Genomic DNA, 18447 nt, shown 5'->3' with positions numbered 1-18447 from the left:
ACTATTGTTATTTAATAGAAAATAAATAAGGACTTTATAGAAGATTTCTTCTACAAAAATTTTTCAATGAATTCTTGATTTTCTGGACGATGCTCATTTTCTAGTACAGCAATTTTATGGATCAACTCTGCTAAAGTCATTTGTTCCATTTCTCGTTCCACTTTTTCTTGTAATCGAGAATAGCTTTCTGTCAAAGCTTCTTGGATATTGGCGCCCACCACACAATTTGGGTTGGTTTTTGGGTCGACTTGGATCAAGTTTGTGTTGCCTTCAATGCTTTGATACACATCAAGTAGCGTGATTTTTTCTGGTTTTCTTGCCAAAGAAGGAGTTGCTTTACCATTTTGGGTAATAATCAATCCAGATTTTTTTAGTTTACTCATGATTTTTCGGACATTTGCTGCGCTAGTTTCGATACTTTTAGCAATCATTTCACTTGATAATAGATTGGTCTCTTGGAAGATTTCAATGTACGCTAAAATATGGATTGCATCACTGAATTGTAAAGAATATTTCATGGGAATACCTCCTGGTAAGTTTTTCTCTTGACTTATCTTAGCATACTCTTTAAGATAATGGTGTAATTTATAAATGTACAGGTTAGAAATTTAAGAAATAGTTAGACAATCAAAGGAGTGGTCAATATGACTTATTTAGTAACAGGAGCAACTGGTGGTTTTGGGAAATACGCTGTAAATTATTTGAAAGAGCTTGTTCCAAATGAAGAAATCTATGTGCTTGCTCGGAGTGAAGAAAAAGGAGCAGGGTTAAAAAATGAAGGGTTGAATGTTCGAATTGGTGATTATTCTGATCTTTCGTCGATGAAGAAGGCATTGACAGGAATCGATCGTTTGCTTTTTGTTTCTGGTGCACCGGGGAATCGTCAAGAGGAACATGAGAAGGTAGTGAAGGCTGCGAAAGAAAGTGGTGTCTCCTATATTGCGTATACTAGCTTTGCAGATGCAGATCATTCAACTAGTATCTTAGCTCCCGATCATCAATTTACAGAGAAAGTAATCAAAGATTCTGGTATTCCCCATACTTTTTTGCGGAATAACTGGTATTTAGAAAATGAATGGCCAATTATCGAACTTGCTTTAAAGACAGGTCGTTTTGTTTATGCTGCAGGTGACGGAAAAACAGGATGGGCGCTCAAACGCGAATACGCAGAAGTGGCGGCTAAAGCAGTAGCAGGTTCTGCATTTCCAGAAGTACTAGAATTATCAGGAAAACCAGTCACTTATGAAGAACTAGGTCAAACGTTGAAACAAGTGGTAGATCAACCGATTGAAATCATTCAAACTGACAATCAGGGATTTATGAAACACTTGGAAGAAGCAGGCTATCCTGAAACAGCGGCACAAATGTTTGCAGCTATCCAAGAGGATATCAAAAATGGCCAACTAAATGTTGTGTCTGATGATTTTGAAAAAGCATTAGAAAAACCGTTGATTTCTTTAGAGGAAGGCTTAAGAGAGTTAATGAAGTAACCCAATAAGAAAAGTGTTCCAGATGGCGTAGGAGGTCGAGACAAAAGTGTTTCTTACTTTTGTCTCGACCTCTTTTTTTTTGAAATTACCGAAAAAAACTGGCTTTTGGACGCCGTTTATTTCCGAAGGAGTTGCTTCTGCTCCCACCGTTTATTCGAGAGTCTGTCAAAAAACTGATTTAGAGAGCGTCGATTGCGATGCTTTTTTTAGATGTTTTTTAGATGTTCGAGAAATTTTTCTGCTACTAGTGATACGATTGATGTTTGTTCACAGATCAAAGAAGAAAGTGATGCTTTTCCGCTTTCTTCTTTTTTTTGAAGTAAACGTAACCATTTTTTCTTTATTTCATGTATACTGATTAATGTGTAGGATTTATGAGAATTTTTTTAGAATAGTTACTATTTTAACCATAAAATTCAACATTTAGACTATACAACATTCAGATAATAAAAAGAATCAATAAGGAGAGTGTCATGAAATTTAGAAGTTTTCTACTAAGTACGATTATTTTAGGGAGCCTAGTTGTCACCAATGCAACCGTTCTAGCAGAAGAAATCGGATCATCAACCTCTGAGACTACTGAAGTCAATCAAATGAATGAAGTACAAACAACCGAAACAAGTGCTAGTGTTTTAACACAAACAACGGAGGCTGTAAGTACAACAGATACAATAACGGATACTTCCGCTACAAATGAAATGGCAACAAATGAAACAGCAACAAGTGAAACACCAACAAACGAAAATCCAGAAACAGCAGAAGAAATCACAAATCAATTGACGGATGGACAAACGATCACACATACGCACCAAGCAGATTTATCTGAATTTACAAATGGTGTGATGGCGCGATCAGCTCGAGTTGCCAACACTTCGCAGCAAGCATTTATCGATAGCATTGCTTCTTCCGCTCAAAGTCTAGCGAATGAAAATGATTTATATGCGTCAGTTATGATTGCCCAAGCAATTGTAGAAAGTGGTTGGGGGAAAAGCACACTGTCCGCAGCTCCAAACTATAACTTATTTGGAATCAAAGGAAATTACCAAGGGCAATCTGTCACGATGCCAACTTCTGAATATGTAAATGGGCAGTGGATCACTGTCAATGCAGCATTTAGAAAATATCCTTCTTATAAGGAGTCATTGCAAGACAATGCCAAAGTATTAAAAACGACTTCTTTCCAATCTGGTGTATATTACTACTCTGGTGCTTGGAAAAGTAATACCAAATCATACAAAGATGCAACAGCTTGGTTGACTGGTCGTTATGCGACTGCACCAAATTATGGGTCCACATTGAATAGTGTCATCGAAACCTATAATTTGACCCAATATGATACAGCGAAGGTGTCAACTTCCCCAATGTATCGCCTCTACAATAGACATACAGGTGAACATTTGTATACATTGAATGCTGGAGAAAAAGATTATTTGCCAAAAGTGGGGTGGAAATATGAAGGGATTGCTTGGCAAGCACCGAATAGTGGCCAACCGGTTTATCGGATGTATAACCCTTATAGCGGAGACCATCACTATACAATGGCACAATCAGAAATCAACTTTCTAAAACCATTGGGCTGGCGTTATGAAGGATTGAGCTTCTATTCTGGGGGTTCCAAACCGATTTATCGCCTGTTTAATCCAAATGAAAAAACTGGAACACATCACTATACTCTAAGCGCTTCTGAAAGAGATTTCCTTACGCCATTAGGTTGGAAATATGAAGGAATAGGTTTTTACGGGTATTAGTCCTCTTGTTTCACTAACTAAATAAAAAGAAGACCCTTTTCGATTGATTTCTTTATTATCAGGAGCGTGGGACAAAACTAAAAATCAGTTTTGCCACAGACTCTAACTCCGAATAAACGGTGGGAGCAGAAGCAACTCCTTCGGAAATAAGCGAAATTCACAAAAATTTGAAAAGCAATTTTCGTGAATTTCTTCTTATTTCTCGGAGTTAAACACTTCTGTCCCAACCTCAGGTAGATGAAGCATAAGTCGTAAAAGGGCTTTCTTTTTTTATTTGAAAAAAAATACTTACACAAAAGTTTTAAATGTGCTACGATGACCTTCGTGACAAAAATAAAGGAGTGGTATATTTGCCTACAAACAAAAAAGAAGGAATAATTTTTACAACAATGATGTGTTTCTTGATGGTATTAGGAATGAGTGTGTACAATCTATGGCTTCATGGAGACTTGCAATTTTCTAGTCTTTTAATCGGTCTAGTACCTGGATTCGTTGTTGCCTTCATTTTAGATGTGTTTATCATTGGAGTTATTGCAAAAAAAATAGCTTTCAAGCTACCTGTTAATCCAGAAAGCAAGTTTCAGATGATCGTGACGATTTCTTGTCTAATGGTCTTAGGAATGGTTACTTGCATGTCTTTATTTGGTATCATCCTTGAACAAGGTATTCCAGATCAATTACTTTCTTCATATTTAAATGCTTGGAAAATGAATGTGATTGCTGCATTGCCTTTGCAATTACTGATCGTTGGTCCAATTTCTAGAAGTGTATTAAGTAAAATCCAAAATTAACAAAAGGTATGTAATGATTCAATAGATGTAAAAAAAAGCCGACTCTTCATTGGAGCGGCTCTCTAAGTTGGACTTCTAACTTACGGGGGCGTTTCAATAGTGAGGGGCTTTTTTTATTTAATCGAAAAAGGTTTGCATCATTTCTCGTACTTGTTGGCACCAATCAAGTTCTTGTTGGCAAAGTAAGATTCGACGCTGGATTACGACATAACGACCAAATTCTTCTCGTTTATCAATCGAAAGATCGACCAATTTTACTTGGTTTTTTTGCATGATTTTGTTCAATTGCTGTTCACGTGTAAAAAGCAATCCAGTTGCTGTTGTTTTATCTAAGGTTGAGAAGGCGTAGATTTTAGCTAGAAATTCGTCTTTTTGCGTAGGAGCAGGAGTTTCTTCTTTGATCCATTCTTCTACTAAAGAACGTCCTTCATCGGTTAGCGTATAAATCTTTTTTTGGGAATGTTCTTCAATTTCTAGAACAGTGATATACCCTTTCTGGTCTAATTTTGCCAAGGTAGTATAGATCTGGCTGTGGTGAGCTTCCCAAAAAATCGTAATAAGTTGTTTCAATTCATAACCTGATCGAGGTTTAGACAAAAGAACGCACAATAAGATATAGGCTAAAGTATTCATACGATACCTCCTGACTGATTTCTTTTTATTATAGCACATTCTTTCTTCTCAAGTTTACATGTGCATATTGACATGTAAAATAAATCATGTATGATGCTATATAGAAAGAAAGGAATGGGAAGCTTGGAGAATCAATTAGAAATAAGTGAACAAACAAAAGGAAAAAATTCGGCACTTGTCGTAGCTGCTACATGTATGATTTCATTTATGGGGGTCGGTCTGGTCGATCCAATCTTGAAGACAATAGCTGCGCAATTAGATGCAACACCTGCTCAAACGACGTTATTATTTACTAGTTATATGCTTGTTACTGGAGTAGTTATGCTATTTACGGGCTTTTTATCAAGTCGTATCGGTTTGAAAAAAACATTGATGGCGGGATTATTTATCATTGTTATATTTGCTGGACTTGGTGGATTATCTAATAATATCAATACGTTGATTGGCTTGCGTGCCGGTTGGGGTGTCGGAAATGCATTATTTGTTTCAACCGCACTAGCAACGATTGTTAGTATCTTAGTGGGGAATACAGAAAAAGCGATCATGATGTATGAAGCTGCTTTGGGTTGCGGAATGGCAGTCGGTCCCTTAGTTGGTGGTATTTTAGGAAGTGGTTCATGGCGTTATCCATTTTATGGAGTAGCAACTTTGATGTTTTTAGGATTTATTGCACTAGCATTTCTTTTACCAGAAGCTGAAAAGCCAAAAACAAAAGTTGGCTTTTGGGAAGGCGTGAAAGCACTAAGCAACCATAAGTTACGTTCCGTTGGTTTGATTGCTTTATTATACAATTTTGGATTTTTTACGTTATTGGCTTATGCACCTTTCTTATTGGTAGGCTATAGCGAATTAGCAGTCGGTTTTGTTTTCTTTGGTTGGGGTGTGTTATTAGCGATTGCTTCTATTTTCGTTGCACCAGCACTAGAAAAGAAATTCACGACTTACCGCACGATTTTAGTTGCTTTTATTTTCTTCATCATTTGTTTAGCATTATTGGGAGCAGGCGCATCGTTCCAAGTACTTGTACCAATCAGTATTGTTCTTTCTGGTTTTTTCCAAGGGATCATCAATACATTGCTAACAACGATTGCAATGGAAATACCTGGGTTGCAACGAAACGTTGCTTCTTCAAGTTATAGCTTTGTTCGTTTCTTTGGTGGGGCACTGGCTCCGTTTATTGCCGGTGAGATTGGTGAAAAAATGGGAGAAAGCTATGCGTTTTATTTTGCGGCAATCATTGTGGTGATCAGCGTAGTGTGTATCATTTATCATCGCAACTATTTTGTCACAAGTGAAGGGGAAGAATAGGTTTGATAGGATCTTGCTTTTTGCGTAAATACGCAAAAAAGGCAAGGTCTTTTTTTACTTTACTGGAAAGTCGAGCAGTTATGAGATACAATCCAAGGGAGAAAGGGAGGGGAAAACATGTTAGAAGAGTATTTTAAAGAAGTTGGCCTAACGTATATTGAGCTTCCTATTGAATTGGTAGATGGCCGTCCTGTGTATCAAGGCTATCTAAAAGAACTACCGACACTTAACGCAACTGGCGAGTCGAGAAAAGTGATGCAACGCAAATTGGCGAAATTATACCAAGCCTATCGTGAACAATTGCTTGCTGAAGTGGAAGAAGAAAAAGAAAAAACGATGAATTTTTCAATGGATGAACTTTTGCGCTATTATGATGGGGAAACATTTGATGGTTTTGCTATTTTGGACCATGAAGGTGAAAGTTATTAATAATAGATTGTAAAAAATATGCTAAGAATATTGGGTAAAGAATATTTTTGAGAAGACTGTAAGAGAAGCTAGAACTAGAACAGAAGTGTTTTGTTTCAAGGGGAAATCTTTGGAAATTTCAAAAAAAAAACGAGTGTGGGACAAAAGTAAGAAACACTTTTGTCTCATTCTTTAAAAACGAATAAACGGTGGGAGCAGAAGCAAGTCCTTCGGAAATAAGCCGAAATTCACAAAAATTTGAAAAGCAATTTTCGTTAATTTCTTCTTATTTCTCGGAGTTAAACACTTCTGCCCCAACCTCGTTTTTTCTTCAATTTCTCAAATCTAACCGACTTTTGTCTCGATCTCTTTTCTTAATTGATAAAATGACTGATTTTCTTACTGTTTGTATCCATTATTTGAATCGATTGGTAAGGTTACTCTTATTTAATTGGTATTTATACGAAAGATGGAAGATACCTGCAATCAGTAAAGTGATCGTATAAGCGATCGATTGGTTAAAAGCAAAAGTGTAATTGAGTATAGCTAGGGCACTTAAAGCGATCATATAACTGAGGTATAAGCGCCGAGCCATTCCTTTTGGACCAATTCGTTGCAGATAATTACTCCACTTTGCTTGCGCATTTCGCAAGCTTCTTTTTTTAAACTGGAAAAAAAGAGCTAAAAGGCCAACACCTAAAAAAGCAGAGAGATTCAAGGAAACGATATAAACAAAGAAAATTTTTAGAATTTCAAACATAGTGGGACCTTTCTAAATAAAATTTTCAACATACATACTAAAAAGAAGATTTAGCATAGTTTATTTTGAAGCACGTAAATGTTTCGTGTGAAACAATTTAACGGATTTGACCATCTCCATAAATGACATATTTGGTGGAAGTCAATTCATTCAACCCCATTGGTCCACGCGCATGTAGTTTCTGTGTGGAAATGCCGATTTCTGCACCAAAACCGAAGACAGCACCATCTGTGAAGCGAGTAGAGGCATTGACATAGACAGCGGCGGCGTCAACTTCATTTAAAAAGCGTTGGCTAGCTTGGTAACTGTCTGTGACGATGGCTTCAGAATGCTTCGTGTTATGCTGATTGATATGTGTGATTGCATCATCTAAGGAATCAACCACTTTTACTGCTAAAATATAATCCAGATATTCGGTATCCCAATCACTTTCTTCTGCTAGCGTAGCGGTTTCTAGGTAGTCCATAGCCCGAGCATCTGCACGTAGAGAAACACCATGTTCAACGAGTTCTTTTTCAATGACTGGTAAAAAGAAAGGTGCAATTTCTGAATGAATCAGTAAGGTTTCTGCTGCATTGCATACCGAAGGACGAGAGGCCTTGGCGTTGACAATGATCTCAACCCCCATAGACAATTGGGCATCCTTATCGATATAGACATGGTTGTTTCCTGTGCCTGTTTCAATAATCGGTACTGTTGCTTGTTCTTTGACGCGACGGATCAAATTTGCACCACCACGAGGAATCAAAACATCCAAGTAGTCGGTTAATTTCATCAATTGTTCTGCTGTTTCATGTGACGTGTCATCAACAAATTGGATGGCATAAGGGGATTGTCCAGCGCTCACTAATGTTTGTTGCAGTAATTGAACCAACAACTGATTTGAGGAGAAGGCTTCTTTTCCACCACGTAGGATGACCGCATTTCCTGATTTAAAAGCCAAGCTGGCTGCATCAGTAGTGACGTTTGGTCGGGATTCATAGATGATCCCGATGACACCAAGTGGCACTCGTTTTTTCCCAATCAAGAGACCATCAGCATTGGTCCACATTTGATCTACTTTTCCAATAGGATCATCTAATTGGGCGACTTTGTTCATTTCTTCTGCCATTGCATGGATTCGTTCCGGTGTTAGACGTAAGCGATCTAGCATCGTTTCGTTGATGCCATTTTCTTCAGCTTGTGCTAAATCTTTCTGGTTGGCTTCTAATAGTGCGCCTTGATTTTTTTTGATCGTCAACGCCATTTGTTTCAATAGAGAATTTTTTTGCTCAGTACTCATCAATGCGAGTGTATGGGCACTTTTCTTTGCATCTTTTCCAAGTTGGGTTAAATCAGTCATGACTGTTCCTCCTTAAATAGTGTGCCAATTTCTTTTCCAGCTAATAGATCAAAAATGATCTTAGGATCTTTTCCATTTGCCAAGATCATCGTGCTTTGTGCTTCAAAAATGCGTAAGGCGGCTTTTAATTTACTATGCATGCCGCCAGTTCCAAAGGTCGAACCTGCACCACCGGCTTGTTCCATTAGTGTATTATCGATTGCCGTAACAGTTTGGTACATTTTAGCATTGGGATTGACTGTCGGATTATCTGAATAAAAACCATCGATATCGGATAAGACGATCAATAAGTCCGCATTGATCAGTTTTGTAACAATGGCAGACAATTGGTCGTTGTCGCCGAATTTTGTTAAGTGATCTAATTCATCTACGGCTACAGTATCATTCTCATTAACGATCGGGATCGTGCCCATCGCCAATAACTGCTCCAACGTATTTACAACATTCTTTCTGCTTTCCGGAAAATCGATCACATCTCTAGTAACTAAGATTTGGGCAGTTTGCTGATTGTAGACAGTAAAACGCTGATTGTAGATGTTCATTAATTCAGCTTGTCCGATTGCCGCTATGGCTTGTTGTTCAGGAATGGTAGCAGGGCGAGTCGAGCGATTCATTTTATGCATCCCGACACCTACAGCACCAGAAGAGACTAAGACGACCTCTTTTCCACGATTGTGCAGATCAGATAGAACAAATGCAAGTTGATCGATGGCAGCTAGATTGATTGTCCCATTAGGATAGATCAACGTACTTGTTCCGACTTTAATAACAATTCGATTGGCTTTGATAACTTCTTTTCGCATATGACACCTCTATAATTATTTACACTGATAGATTTCGTTCTATTCTACTTGTTTTGTACCATAAAGTCATGTTAAAAATCTAATTTTTTCAGTAGAAATGGTGATTTTCTTCAGCATAACAGAATTTCATGAAGAATTTTTAAAGAAGAGCTTTTGTTCCAATGAATATGTTAAAATAAAAATAGTTTATTCTGGGAGGAAATTCGGTGAAAAAAAGAGGATTTGAAGTTATATCAACTTATGAAGAGCAACAAATAAACTTACCAAAAAGAGCCACACATCATGCTGCAGGCTATGATTTTGAAGCGGCAGAAGAAATTGTGATTCCAAGTGTATGGAAAGCGGGACTAAAGCAAGGAATGGCAGCAATGACTGAAGTATTGAAAAATAACATGGGGGCAGACGAAGAGAAAAAAATCAAACCCGTACTCGTGCCAACTGGTATCAAGGCATACATGGGGGAAGAGGAGTTCTTACAGTTAGCGAACCGTTCAAGTAATCCGTTAAAACGCTTTTTGATCTTGACCAATGGTGTGGGTGTGATCGACAGTGACTATTACAACAATGAAGCAAATGAAGGACATATCATGTTCCAGTTCACCAACTTCGGCTTCAAAGATGTAGTCATCAAAAAAGGTGAGCGGATTGGTCAAGGAATCTTCCTACCGTTCTTAAAAGCAGATCAAGATCAGACGGAAAATGCCCGTCAAGGCGGTTTTGGTTCATCCAACCAACATTGATTTAAGGTAGAGTTAAATTTAAAAAGATAATTTAAGGAGGCGAGACGATGGCAAAAAAAGCAAAAGTGCAATTTGTCTGTCAGAACTGTGGGTATGTTTCGCCTAAATTTTTAGGGCGATGCCCGAATTGTGGAAAATGGAATACGATGGTGGAAGAAATTGAGCAGGATACTAGCGACCGCAGAACTAGGACGAGCTTAACTGGTGAAAAAGCGAAGCCCACTAAAATTGCGGAAGTCACCCCCAAAAAAGAATCACGGGTAAAAACGAAACTTGCTGAATTGAATCGAGTATTAGGCGGCGGTGTTGTTCCAGGATCAATGATCTTGATCGGTGGAGATCCAGGTATCGGGAAATCGACGTTGTTATTACAAGTTTCACAACAACTTGCAGACATTGGTGGTAAAGTATTGTATGTATCTGGTGAAGAAAGTGCTGAGCAAATCAAGCTACGTGCGGAACGTCTAGGATCGATCGACACGGAATTTTATTTATACGCAGAAACAGATATGAATGAGATCAGCCGAGCAATTGAACAAATCTCTCCTGATTATGTCATTATTGATTCCATCCAAACAATGACACAACCGGATATCACGAGTGTAGCAGGTAGCGTGAGTCAAGTGCGGGAAACGACTGCAGAATTATTAAAAATTGCCAAAACGAACGGTATCGCTATTTTTATCGTTGGACATGTCACAAAAGAAGGGTCGATTGCAGGTCCAAGAATGCTCGAACACATGGTAGATACGGTTCTTTATTTCGAAGGAGAACAACACCATAGTTTTCGTATTTTAAGAGCGGTGAAGAATCGATTTGGTTCGACAAATGAAATTGGTATTTTTGAGATGCATGAGCATGGATTGGAGGAAGTGGCGAATCCTTCGCAGATTTTCTTAGAAGAGCGCTTAGAAGGCGCAACCGGTTCAGCCATCGTGGTGGCGATGGAAGGCACTCGTCCTATTTTAGTAGAGATCCAAGCGCTTGTGACACCCACGATGTTCGGAAACGCAAAACGAACAACGACTGGCTTAGATTTTAACCGAGTCTCACTGATCATGGCTGTCCTAGAAAAAAGAGCAGGCTTATTGTTGCAGAATCAAGATGCTTACTTAAAAGCGGCTGGTGGGGTAAAATTAAATGAGCCGGCCATTGATTTAGCTATTGCGATCAGTATTGCTTCGAGTTACAAAGAAAAAGGGACACAGCCAACAGAATGCTTTATTGGCGAAATCGGTTTGACTGGTGAGATCAGACGGGTAAGTCATATTGAGCAGAGGGTCAAAGAAGTACAGAAATTAGGATTCACAAAAGTGTATCTGCCAAAAAATAATCTTGGCGGATGGCAACCGCCTCAGGGAATCGAAGTAGTGGGCGTAGCCACATTAGCTGAAACATTAAAACGTGTGTTTCGCTAAAATCAAAAATCAAATGAATGAAATGGAGGAACGAATATGCAAAAACGTGTCATCACCTTGTTGATGGTCATTGTCGGCGCAAGCTTAGGGATTTCCTTTTTACCTACGGCTTGGCAGACAGTGGGTCAACAATCAAATGGATGGCTGAATAATACATTTACCAATAGCCTGTTAGGCGCACTTATTTTCTTTCTATTATCTTTGCTATTGGCAAAACATATTTCAGCTGTAATCAAACAGATCGAAGAAAAATTAAGTGAAGTGAGCTTGACCTATCTCTTATTTGGAGCAATCGGGGCAATCATCGGGTTAACGTTAGGTGTGATTATTTCAACGCCACTGTACAATACGAATATACCAGTTGTTAATAGTGTCTTGCCGATCTTATTGATGGTCATTTTAGGCTATCTAGGCTTGAGAATGGGGACGACTCGGATCGACGAGTGGAAAAAAATCTTTGGGCCCCGAAATAAAAAAACGGAACAAGAAACAGCTAGCGAGGTAGAAAGTCAGCTATTAGAACGCAAACAAGGTGAAAACTTCCATAAATACAAAATCTTGGATACCAGCGTGATCATTGATGGACGAATCTATGACATCACGAAAACGGGCTTTTTAGAAGGCACATTGATGATCCCGAATTTTGTCTTGTATGAATTACAATATATTGCCGATTCAGGAGATAGCTTGAAGCGAGTACGTGGACGTCGCGGGTTAGATATTTTGAATGCTTTGCAAAAAGAAGAAGGAATATCTGTTGAAATGTATGATGGGGACTTTGAAGATATCACAGAAGTGGATAGTAAATTGATCAAATTAGCTAAATTACTAGACGGTGTGATCGTAACCAATGACTATAACTTGAATAAAGTCTCTGAATTTCAAAATGTCCCAGTTTTGAACATCAATGCGTTAGCGAATGCAGTTAAACCTGTTGTGATCCCAGGGGAAAACATGAATGTATTGGTAGTTAAGGCAGGAACTGAACGTCAGCAAGGAGTAGCTTATCTTGATGATGGTACGATGGTCGTTGTTGAAGACGGGCAGCATTATATGAATGAACACATTGAGGTCGTTGTAACGAGTGCGTTGCAAACTGCGGCTGGTCGAATGATTTTTGCTAAGCCAGCTCATGCTGGACGCGGGATCGATAATAAAAAAGAAACAGAAAAAAGTAAATAAGCCAAAATAATCGATAAAAATAGCCAACTGGTAAGGAATTTCAACCAGTTGGCTTTACTATTTACCTTATAAAAGGTAAAATTTGGCTGAGTGGCTTTTATTTTTTGTCGAAAAGCCTATAAAGAATTATGGAACAATTAAAATGAAATAGCCTCTTGCTAAATCGTTTTGTTCATTTGTTCGTAAATGAATCAGCCCATAGCTCTTAAAGACTAGTTTGAAAGAAGAGGAAGAAAATGACGAAAGTACGCGTACGCTATGCACCAAGTCCAACCGGGCACTTGCATATTGGGAATGCTCGAACAGCATTATTCAATTATTTGTTTGCCCGCCACAATGATGGAGATTTTATTATTCGTATCGAGGATACAGACCAAAAACGAAACATTGAAGACGGTGAAAAAAGCCAGTTGGAAAATCTAGCTTGGTTAGGGATGGATTGGGATGAATCTCCTGAAAATCCTGGAGAATATGGTCCGTATCGTCAATCAGAAAGAAAAGAAATCTATCAGCCTCTAATTGATCAATTACTTGCAAGCAATCGTGCTTACAAGTGCTATTGTACAGAAGAAGAATTAGAAGCAGAACGTGAAGCACAACGCGCACGAGGAGAAATGCCACATTACGCTGGTACTTGTGCCAACCTTACACCCGAAGAACAAGCAAAAAAAGAAGCTCAAGGTTTAGAACCTGTAATTCGTTTCCGTGTTCCTCGTAACACAGAATACAAATTCACGGACATGGTCAAAGGCGATATCTCATTTGAATCAGATAATATCGGTGGCGACTACGTGATCCAAAAACGTGACGGCATGCCTACTTACAACTTCGCTGTAGCGGTAGATGACCATTTGATGAAGATCACACATGTTTTGCGTGGAGACGATCATATTGCGAACACACCAAAACAATTGATGGTCTATGAAGCATTTGGCTGGACACCACCAACTTTTGGCCACATGACCTTGATCATCAATACAGAAACAGGGAAAAAACTAAGTAAGCGTGATGAATCGATCCTTCAATTCATCGAACAATATCGTGAACTAGGCTACTTACCAGATGCAATGTTCAACTTTATTGCTTTATTGGGGTGGTCACCAGTTGGAGAAGATGAACTATTCAACCAAGCAGATTTAATCAAAATGTTTGATCCAAACCGTTTGAGTAAATCTCCAGCAGCGTTCGATGCTAAAAAACTACAATGGGTCAATAACCATTACATCAAAGAAATGGATTTAGATAAGCTAACAGATATGTGTCTTCCTTATTTGATTGCTGACGGACGTGTTCAAGAAAATCCTGATGAAAAAAAAATCGAATGGGTGAAAAAGATCGTTAGTCTGTATCAACCTCAAATGAGTTATGCAGCTGAAATCGTGGATATGTCTGCATTGTTCTTCAATGAACATCCTGTATTGAATGATGCAGCGAAAGAAGTATTGGCTGGCGAAACAGTTCCAACCGTTCTGACAGCTTTCAAAGCGCAATTAGAACAAATGGAAGTAGTGGATGCACCGACAGTCAAAGCTGCAATCAAAGCAGTTCAAAAAGAAACAGGTGTGAAAGGGAAAAATCTATTCATGCCAATTCGTGTCGCTGTTTCTGGACAAATGCATGGTCCAGAATTACCAGAAACGATCGAATTGCTTGGACGTGAAAAATCCTTAGCACATTTAAATCAAGTAATAGATTAAACACGTTGAACAGAAAGAAGTAGGTAATCGTTGATTTCAAGAGAGGCGACGGCTGGTGAAAGTCGCTAATCAATTTTTACTGAAATGCCTCTGGGAGTGGTCTTGACGAACATTGAATCAGAAGAGTTTTTCGCTTCTTTCAGTAAGGTAGTCAGGGACGTAAACGCGAACGTTATCCGTCAAAGGTAATCGTGTTTGATTATAAAGAAAAGTGGAACCACGCAAGTAGCGTCTTTTAATAAGGAAACTTATTTAAAGGCGCTTATTTGTTTTTCCAAAAGAAAATACATACACACAAAGTGAAGGAAGGAGTGACAACAGATGGGGTGGTTTACCCGTGCCGTAGAGGCAGCCAAGAAAAATGATCCAGCTGCACGTTCGACTTTAGAAGTAGTATTGACTTATCCAGGCTTCCACGCATTGTTTTGGCACCGAGTCTCTCACTACTTATATGAGCATCGACTTTATTTACTGGCAAAAATCAACGCACAATTCTGGCGTTTCATAACAGGGATCGAAATACATCCTGGTGCAAAAATTGGACAAGGTGTTTTTATTGACCACGGGATGGGCATCGTGATCGGCGAAACAGCAGAAGTGGCTGATGACGTGGTCCTTTTCCATGGGGTCACTTTAGGCGGTACTGGAAAAGAGACAGGAAAGAGACATCCAACCATCAAACAAGGTGCGATGCTTTCTGCAAATGCGCAGATATTGGGGCCGGTCACTATCGGTAAGAATGCCAAAATCGGCGCAGGAGCAGTCGTTTTGAAAGATATTCCAGATGATGCAACAGCTGTTGGTATCCCTGCAAAAGTGGTACGGATCAAAGGTGAAAAAGTGAGGAGATCAGAATGATAAAGATTTATAATACATTAACTAGAAAAAAAGAACTATTTACACCAATCAACGAAGGGAAAGTGGGGATGTATGTCTGCGGACCGACAGTATATAATTACATCCATATCGGCAATGCACGTAGTACGGTTGCTTTTGATACGATCCGTCGTTATTTTGAGTATCGAGGCTATCAAGTCGACTATATCTCCAATTTTACAGATGTCGATGATAAGATCATCCGTGTGGCAAATGAGTTAGGCGTGACCGCGCCAGAAGTAGCCGATCGTTTTATCCAGGCGTTTGAAGAAGACACGCAAGCATTGAATGTGGAGCCAGCGACACTCCATCCCCGTGTGATGGACCACATGCCTGATATTATCTCATTCATCCAAACGCTTGTTGAAAAAGGATATGGATACGAAGCAAATGGGGATGTCTATTACCGTACAAGAAAATTCACATCTTACGGAAAATTAAGTGACCAATCCATTGATGAATTAGAGATCGGTGCAAGTCAACGTACTGGAGAAGAGCAAAGTCAAAAAGAAGACCCTCTTGATTTTGCCCTTTGGAAAAAAGCAAAAAATGGAGAGATCTCTTGGGATTCCCCATGGGGCAAAGGACGTCCAGGCTGGCATATCGAGTGCTCTGTCATGGCAACAAAACATCTTGGTGATACAATTGATATCCATGGTGGTGGACAAGATTTAGAATTCCCTCATCATGAAAATGAAATTGCACAAAGTGAAGCAAAAACAGGCAAGAAATTTGCCAATTATTGGATGCACAATGGCTTCGTGACGATCGGTGAAGAAGACCAAAAAATGAGTAAGTCGCTAGGCAACTTCATTACAGTACATGAACTGATCCAGACAGTTGATCCGCAAGTAATCCGTTTCTTCATGGCAACTACCCAATATCGTCGACCGATTCGTTATAGTGAGATGACAATGAAAGAAGCAGCGACGAACTTACAACGGTTAAGAAATACGTTCGATAATGTTCAATTCCGTTTGCCAACGGCTATAGGACATTCAGAAGCAGATGCGCATCTTTTAGTGGAATTAGACCAGATCGAGCAGCGTTTCATTGAAGAAATGGATGATGACTTCAATTCAGCTAACGGAATCACTGTAGTATATGAATTAGCGAAATGGTTGAATACGTACTTAGAAAAGAGCGAAGTTTCTGCTGCAGTATTAGAAAAAGGAAAAGCTTTATTTACACAATGGCTATCAATCTTTGGTATTTTATTTACCTCCGTTGAATTATTGGATGAAGAAATCGAACAGTTGATTGAAGAACGGACACAAGCAAGAAAAAATCGTGATTTTGCCCGTAGTGATGAAATCAGAGACTTATTAAAAGAAAAGGGGATCTTGCTTGATGATACACCGCAAGGGACTCGTTGGAGAAGAGAAGCATGAAAGATTATACACAATTAAATGGACTAGCCTTAGCTTATGTAGGTGATGCTATCTATGAAATCTATGTCAGAGATTACTTGGTCGAGCAAGGAGAAACCAAGCCCAATAAACTCCACCGCGCAGCTACAAGCTATGTTTCAGCGAATGCGCAAGCTTATTTGATCAAAAAAATGTTAGAAGAACAGTTGATGACGGCAGAAGAGGAAATCTACTACCGTAGAGGAAGAAATGCCAAAAGTCACACAAGTGCGAAAAATGCAGATATTGCTACTTATCGGATTGCAACAGGTTTTGAAGCATTGATGGGGTATTTGCATTTAACAAAACAAACAGAACGAATGGAAGAATTGATTCGTTGGTGTATCCAGAAAGTCGGTGAAAAAAATGAGTAGAGAAAAAAATGAGCGCAACTACACAAAACGCAATAAAAAAAATCAACAAAAGTCACCTAAATTTGTACAGAATAAAGCAAGCAGACCCGAGTCAGTGATGAAATCAGCAGAAGAGGAATCACTAGAAGATAATTTTATTTTTGGGCATCATGCGTCGGTTGAAGCTTTACAACAAGGACGTGGCAACAAGTTGTTCCTTCAAGAAGACGCCCATGGAGAAAAAATTGATGAGCTAAAAACAATTGCTAAAGAGCAGTCAGTTCCAGTTAAATGGGTACCAAAGCAAAAATTGGATACTTTGAGTGATCATGGTGTACATCAAGGGATCGTTCTAGCCATCACGCCTTATGAGTATCTTTCACTGGATCAATTACTGATACAGGCAAAGGAGAAGACAGAAACGCCGTTCTTCTTGATTTTAGATAGTATTGAAGATCCACATAATTTCGGCTCTATATTACGAACAGCAGATGCTAGTGGAGTAGATGGGGTAATCATTCCAAAGCATCGTGCAGTAGGAATCACCCCTATCGTAACAAAAACCTCTACAGGGGCTGTCGAACACGTACCAGTTGCCAGAGTGACAAATCTTGTTCAATCGGTCCAACAGCTCAAAGAAGAAGGATTCTGGGTATTTGGTACCGATATGGATGGAACAAACTTCCAAAAATGGAATGCGCAAGGTTCAATTGCATTAGTCATTGGTAATGAAGGACGCGGCATGAGTCCAGGTCTAAAAAAAGAGATGGACGAGCTATTGACGATCCCGATGGTTGGACACGTACAAAGTTTGAATGCCAGTGTCGCATCAGGTCTTTTGATGTACCAAGCTTTCTCTCAACGACAGGGGGAATAAGCGATGAAAAAACAGCTGTTGATCGTAGATGGATATAACATGATCGGCTCTTGGCCTGAGTTAGTGGCACTAAAAAAACAAGATAAAATGGCGGATGCCAGAGAAGCGCTCCTTCACCGATTATCTAATTACGCAAAATATGAAGGAATCGAAGTAATTATTGTTTTTGATGCACAACTAGTTCCAGGTATCCAACAAAATTACAAAAAATATCAGCTAGAGGTAGTATTCACAAAAGAAGATGAAACTGCGGATAGCTATATCGAACGAATCGCAGGCAAACTAAATGATCGATTGACCCAAGTGACAGTGGCTACCAGCGACTTGGCAGAACAATGGATGATTTTTTCGCAAGGTGCTCTACGAACATCTGCATATGAGTTATATAAAACGATCAAGAAGACGGAAAAAAATATAGCTCAAGATAATATAAATATGCGTTTTGTGGATTTTCGTCGGAACTCTCCTTGGAATGACGAACAATTAGCAAAACTGTCCCAAAAGTTAGACGATTTAATGCGAAAAGATAAATAACATTGTTATATAGCCAATTACCACGTGAATTGATGATAAGATTCCTCCATAATCGAATGTATGGAGGAATTATTTTGG

General features: G+C 39.0%; 19 protein-coding genes and 1 other annotated feature. Of the genes, 14 read left to right on the top strand and 5 right to left on the bottom strand.

Annotated features, from left to right (window positions below; genetic code table 11):
- Positions 1-50 precede the first annotated feature (50 nt).
- The gene (locus ED2_RS10040; RefSeq protein ID WP_005879081.1) at positions 51-518 is read right to left on the bottom strand and encodes an Rrf2 family transcriptional regulator; all 468 of its coding nucleotides are present in this window, start codon (positions 516-518) and stop codon (positions 51-53) included.
- A gap of 126 nt (positions 519-644) precedes the next feature.
- Here ED2_RS10040 and ED2_RS10035 point away from each other — a divergent pair, with 126 nt between their 5' ends.
- From ED2_RS10035 to ED2_RS10020, 3 genes are all read left to right on the top strand, one after another.
- Positions 645-1490: an SDR family oxidoreductase gene (locus ED2_RS10035; protein ID WP_005879083.1), complete on the top strand. Its 846-nt coding sequence runs from the start codon at positions 645-647 to the stop codon at positions 1488-1490.
- Between the two features lie 473 nt (positions 1491-1963).
- Positions 1964-3238: a glycoside hydrolase family 73 protein gene (locus ED2_RS10025; RefSeq protein WP_005876922.1), complete on the top strand. Its 1275-nt coding sequence runs from the start codon at positions 1964-1966 to the stop codon at positions 3236-3238.
- Between the two features lie 350 nt (positions 3239-3588).
- Complete coding sequence (locus ED2_RS10020) at positions 3589-4029, top strand: DUF2798 domain-containing protein (RefSeq protein WP_005876920.1); 441 nt, start codon at positions 3589-3591, stop codon at positions 4027-4029.
- 117 nt (positions 4030-4146) lie between these two features.
- Here the strand turns inward: ED2_RS10020 and ED2_RS10015 are convergent, their stop codons facing one another.
- The gene (locus tag ED2_RS10015; RefSeq protein ID WP_005876918.1) at positions 4147-4662 is read right to left on the bottom strand and encodes a PadR family transcriptional regulator; all 516 of its coding nucleotides are present in this window, start codon (positions 4660-4662) and stop codon (positions 4147-4149) included.
- 114 nt (positions 4663-4776) lie between these two features.
- Between ED2_RS10015 and ED2_RS10010 the strand changes: the two genes are divergently transcribed.
- Positions 4777-5970, top strand: a complete 1194-nt coding sequence (locus tag ED2_RS10010; protein WP_005876916.1) for an MFS transporter — start codon at positions 4777-4779, stop codon at positions 5968-5970.
- Between the two features lie 117 nt (positions 5971-6087).
- Positions 6088-6399: a hypothetical protein gene (locus ED2_RS10005; RefSeq protein ID WP_016177771.1), complete on the top strand. Its 312-nt coding sequence runs from the start codon at positions 6088-6090 to the stop codon at positions 6397-6399.
- 394 nt (positions 6400-6793) lie between these two features.
- Here the strand turns inward: ED2_RS10005 and ED2_RS10000 are convergent, their stop codons facing one another.
- The 3 genes from ED2_RS10000 to proB all read right to left on the bottom strand — a co-directional run bounded on the left by ED2_RS10000 (position 6794) and on the right by proB (position 9283).
- Positions 6794-7138 (bottom strand): hypothetical protein, encoded by a 345-nt coding sequence (locus ED2_RS10000; RefSeq protein ID WP_016177770.1) that lies wholly within the window; start codon positions 7136-7138, stop codon positions 6794-6796.
- A 97-nt stretch (positions 7139-7235) separates the two neighbouring features.
- Positions 7236-8480 carry a glutamate-5-semialdehyde dehydrogenase gene (locus tag ED2_RS09995; protein WP_005876908.1) on the bottom strand — a complete coding sequence of 415 codons (1245 nt, stop codon included), beginning with the start codon at positions 8478-8480 and terminating at the stop codon, positions 7236-7238.
- Positions 8477-9283: a glutamate 5-kinase gene (gene proB / locus ED2_RS09990; RefSeq protein WP_005876906.1), complete on the bottom strand. Its 807-nt coding sequence runs from the start codon at positions 9281-9283 to the stop codon at positions 8477-8479. Before proB ends, ED2_RS09995 begins: the two co-directional genes overlap by 4 nt.
- Positions 9284-9489: 206 nt before the next feature.
- On the opposite strand from proB, the gene ED2_RS09985 reads away from it, so the two are divergent.
- The 9 genes from ED2_RS09985 (at position 9490) to ED2_RS09945 (ending at position 18369) form a co-directional block, all read left to right on the top strand.
- The gene (locus ED2_RS09985) at positions 9490-10023 is read left to right on the top strand and encodes a dCTP deaminase/dUTPase family protein (protein ID WP_060789779.1); all 534 of its coding nucleotides are present in this window, start codon (positions 9490-9492) and stop codon (positions 10021-10023) included.
- Between the two features lie 47 nt (positions 10024-10070).
- Positions 10071-11441: a DNA repair protein RadA gene (gene radA, locus ED2_RS09980; RefSeq protein ID WP_016177769.1), complete on the top strand. Its 1371-nt coding sequence runs from the start codon at positions 10071-10073 to the stop codon at positions 11439-11441.
- A 36-nt stretch (positions 11442-11477) separates the two neighbouring features.
- Entirely contained in the window at positions 11478-12623 is a 1146-nt protein-coding gene (locus tag ED2_RS09975; protein WP_005876901.1) for a PIN/TRAM domain-containing protein, read from the top strand.
- 236 nt (positions 12624-12859) lie between these two features.
- Complete coding sequence (gene gltX, locus ED2_RS09970) at positions 12860-14320, top strand: glutamate--tRNA ligase (RefSeq protein WP_060789778.1); 1461 nt, start codon at positions 12860-12862, stop codon at positions 14318-14320.
- Positions 14317-14559 (top strand) — a binding site (T-box leader). Its footprint overlaps the gene before it by 4 nt.
- A gap of 82 nt (positions 14560-14641) precedes the next feature.
- Positions 14642-15178, top strand: a complete 537-nt coding sequence (epsC, locus tag ED2_RS09965) for a serine O-acetyltransferase EpsC (protein WP_005876897.1) — start codon at positions 14642-14644, stop codon at positions 15176-15178.
- Positions 15175-16587, top strand: coding sequence for a cysteine--tRNA ligase (gene cysS, locus ED2_RS09960; protein ID WP_005876895.1), 1413 nt, complete (start codon positions 15175-15177; stop codon positions 16585-16587). The genes epsC and cysS overlap by 4 nt, the downstream gene beginning before the upstream one ends.
- Entirely contained in the window at positions 16584-16979 is a 396-nt protein-coding gene (locus ED2_RS09955; RefSeq protein WP_005876893.1) for a Mini-ribonuclease 3, read from the top strand. The genes cysS and ED2_RS09955 overlap by 4 nt, the downstream gene beginning before the upstream one ends.
- Positions 16972-17835 (top strand): 23S rRNA (guanosine(2251)-2'-O)-methyltransferase RlmB, encoded by an 864-nt coding sequence (gene rlmB, locus ED2_RS09950; protein WP_016177768.1) that lies wholly within the window; start codon positions 16972-16974, stop codon positions 17833-17835. Before ED2_RS09955 ends, rlmB begins: the two co-directional genes overlap by 8 nt.
- A gap of 3 nt (positions 17836-17838) precedes the next feature.
- Positions 17839-18369: an NYN domain-containing protein gene (locus ED2_RS09945; protein ID WP_005876890.1), complete on the top strand. Its 531-nt coding sequence runs from the start codon at positions 17839-17841 to the stop codon at positions 18367-18369.
- The last annotated feature ends 78 nt before the right edge of the window (positions 18370-18447 follow it).

Origin of the sequence: Enterococcus durans NBRC 100479 = LMG 10746 (genome assembly GCF_001544215.1) — a bacterium.
Classification (GTDB): domain Bacteria; phylum Bacillota; class Bacilli; order Lactobacillales; family Enterococcaceae; genus Enterococcus_B; species Enterococcus_B durans.
Note: the sequence above shows the minus strand (reverse complement) of the source record. Positions and strands in the feature narration are given on the sequence as shown.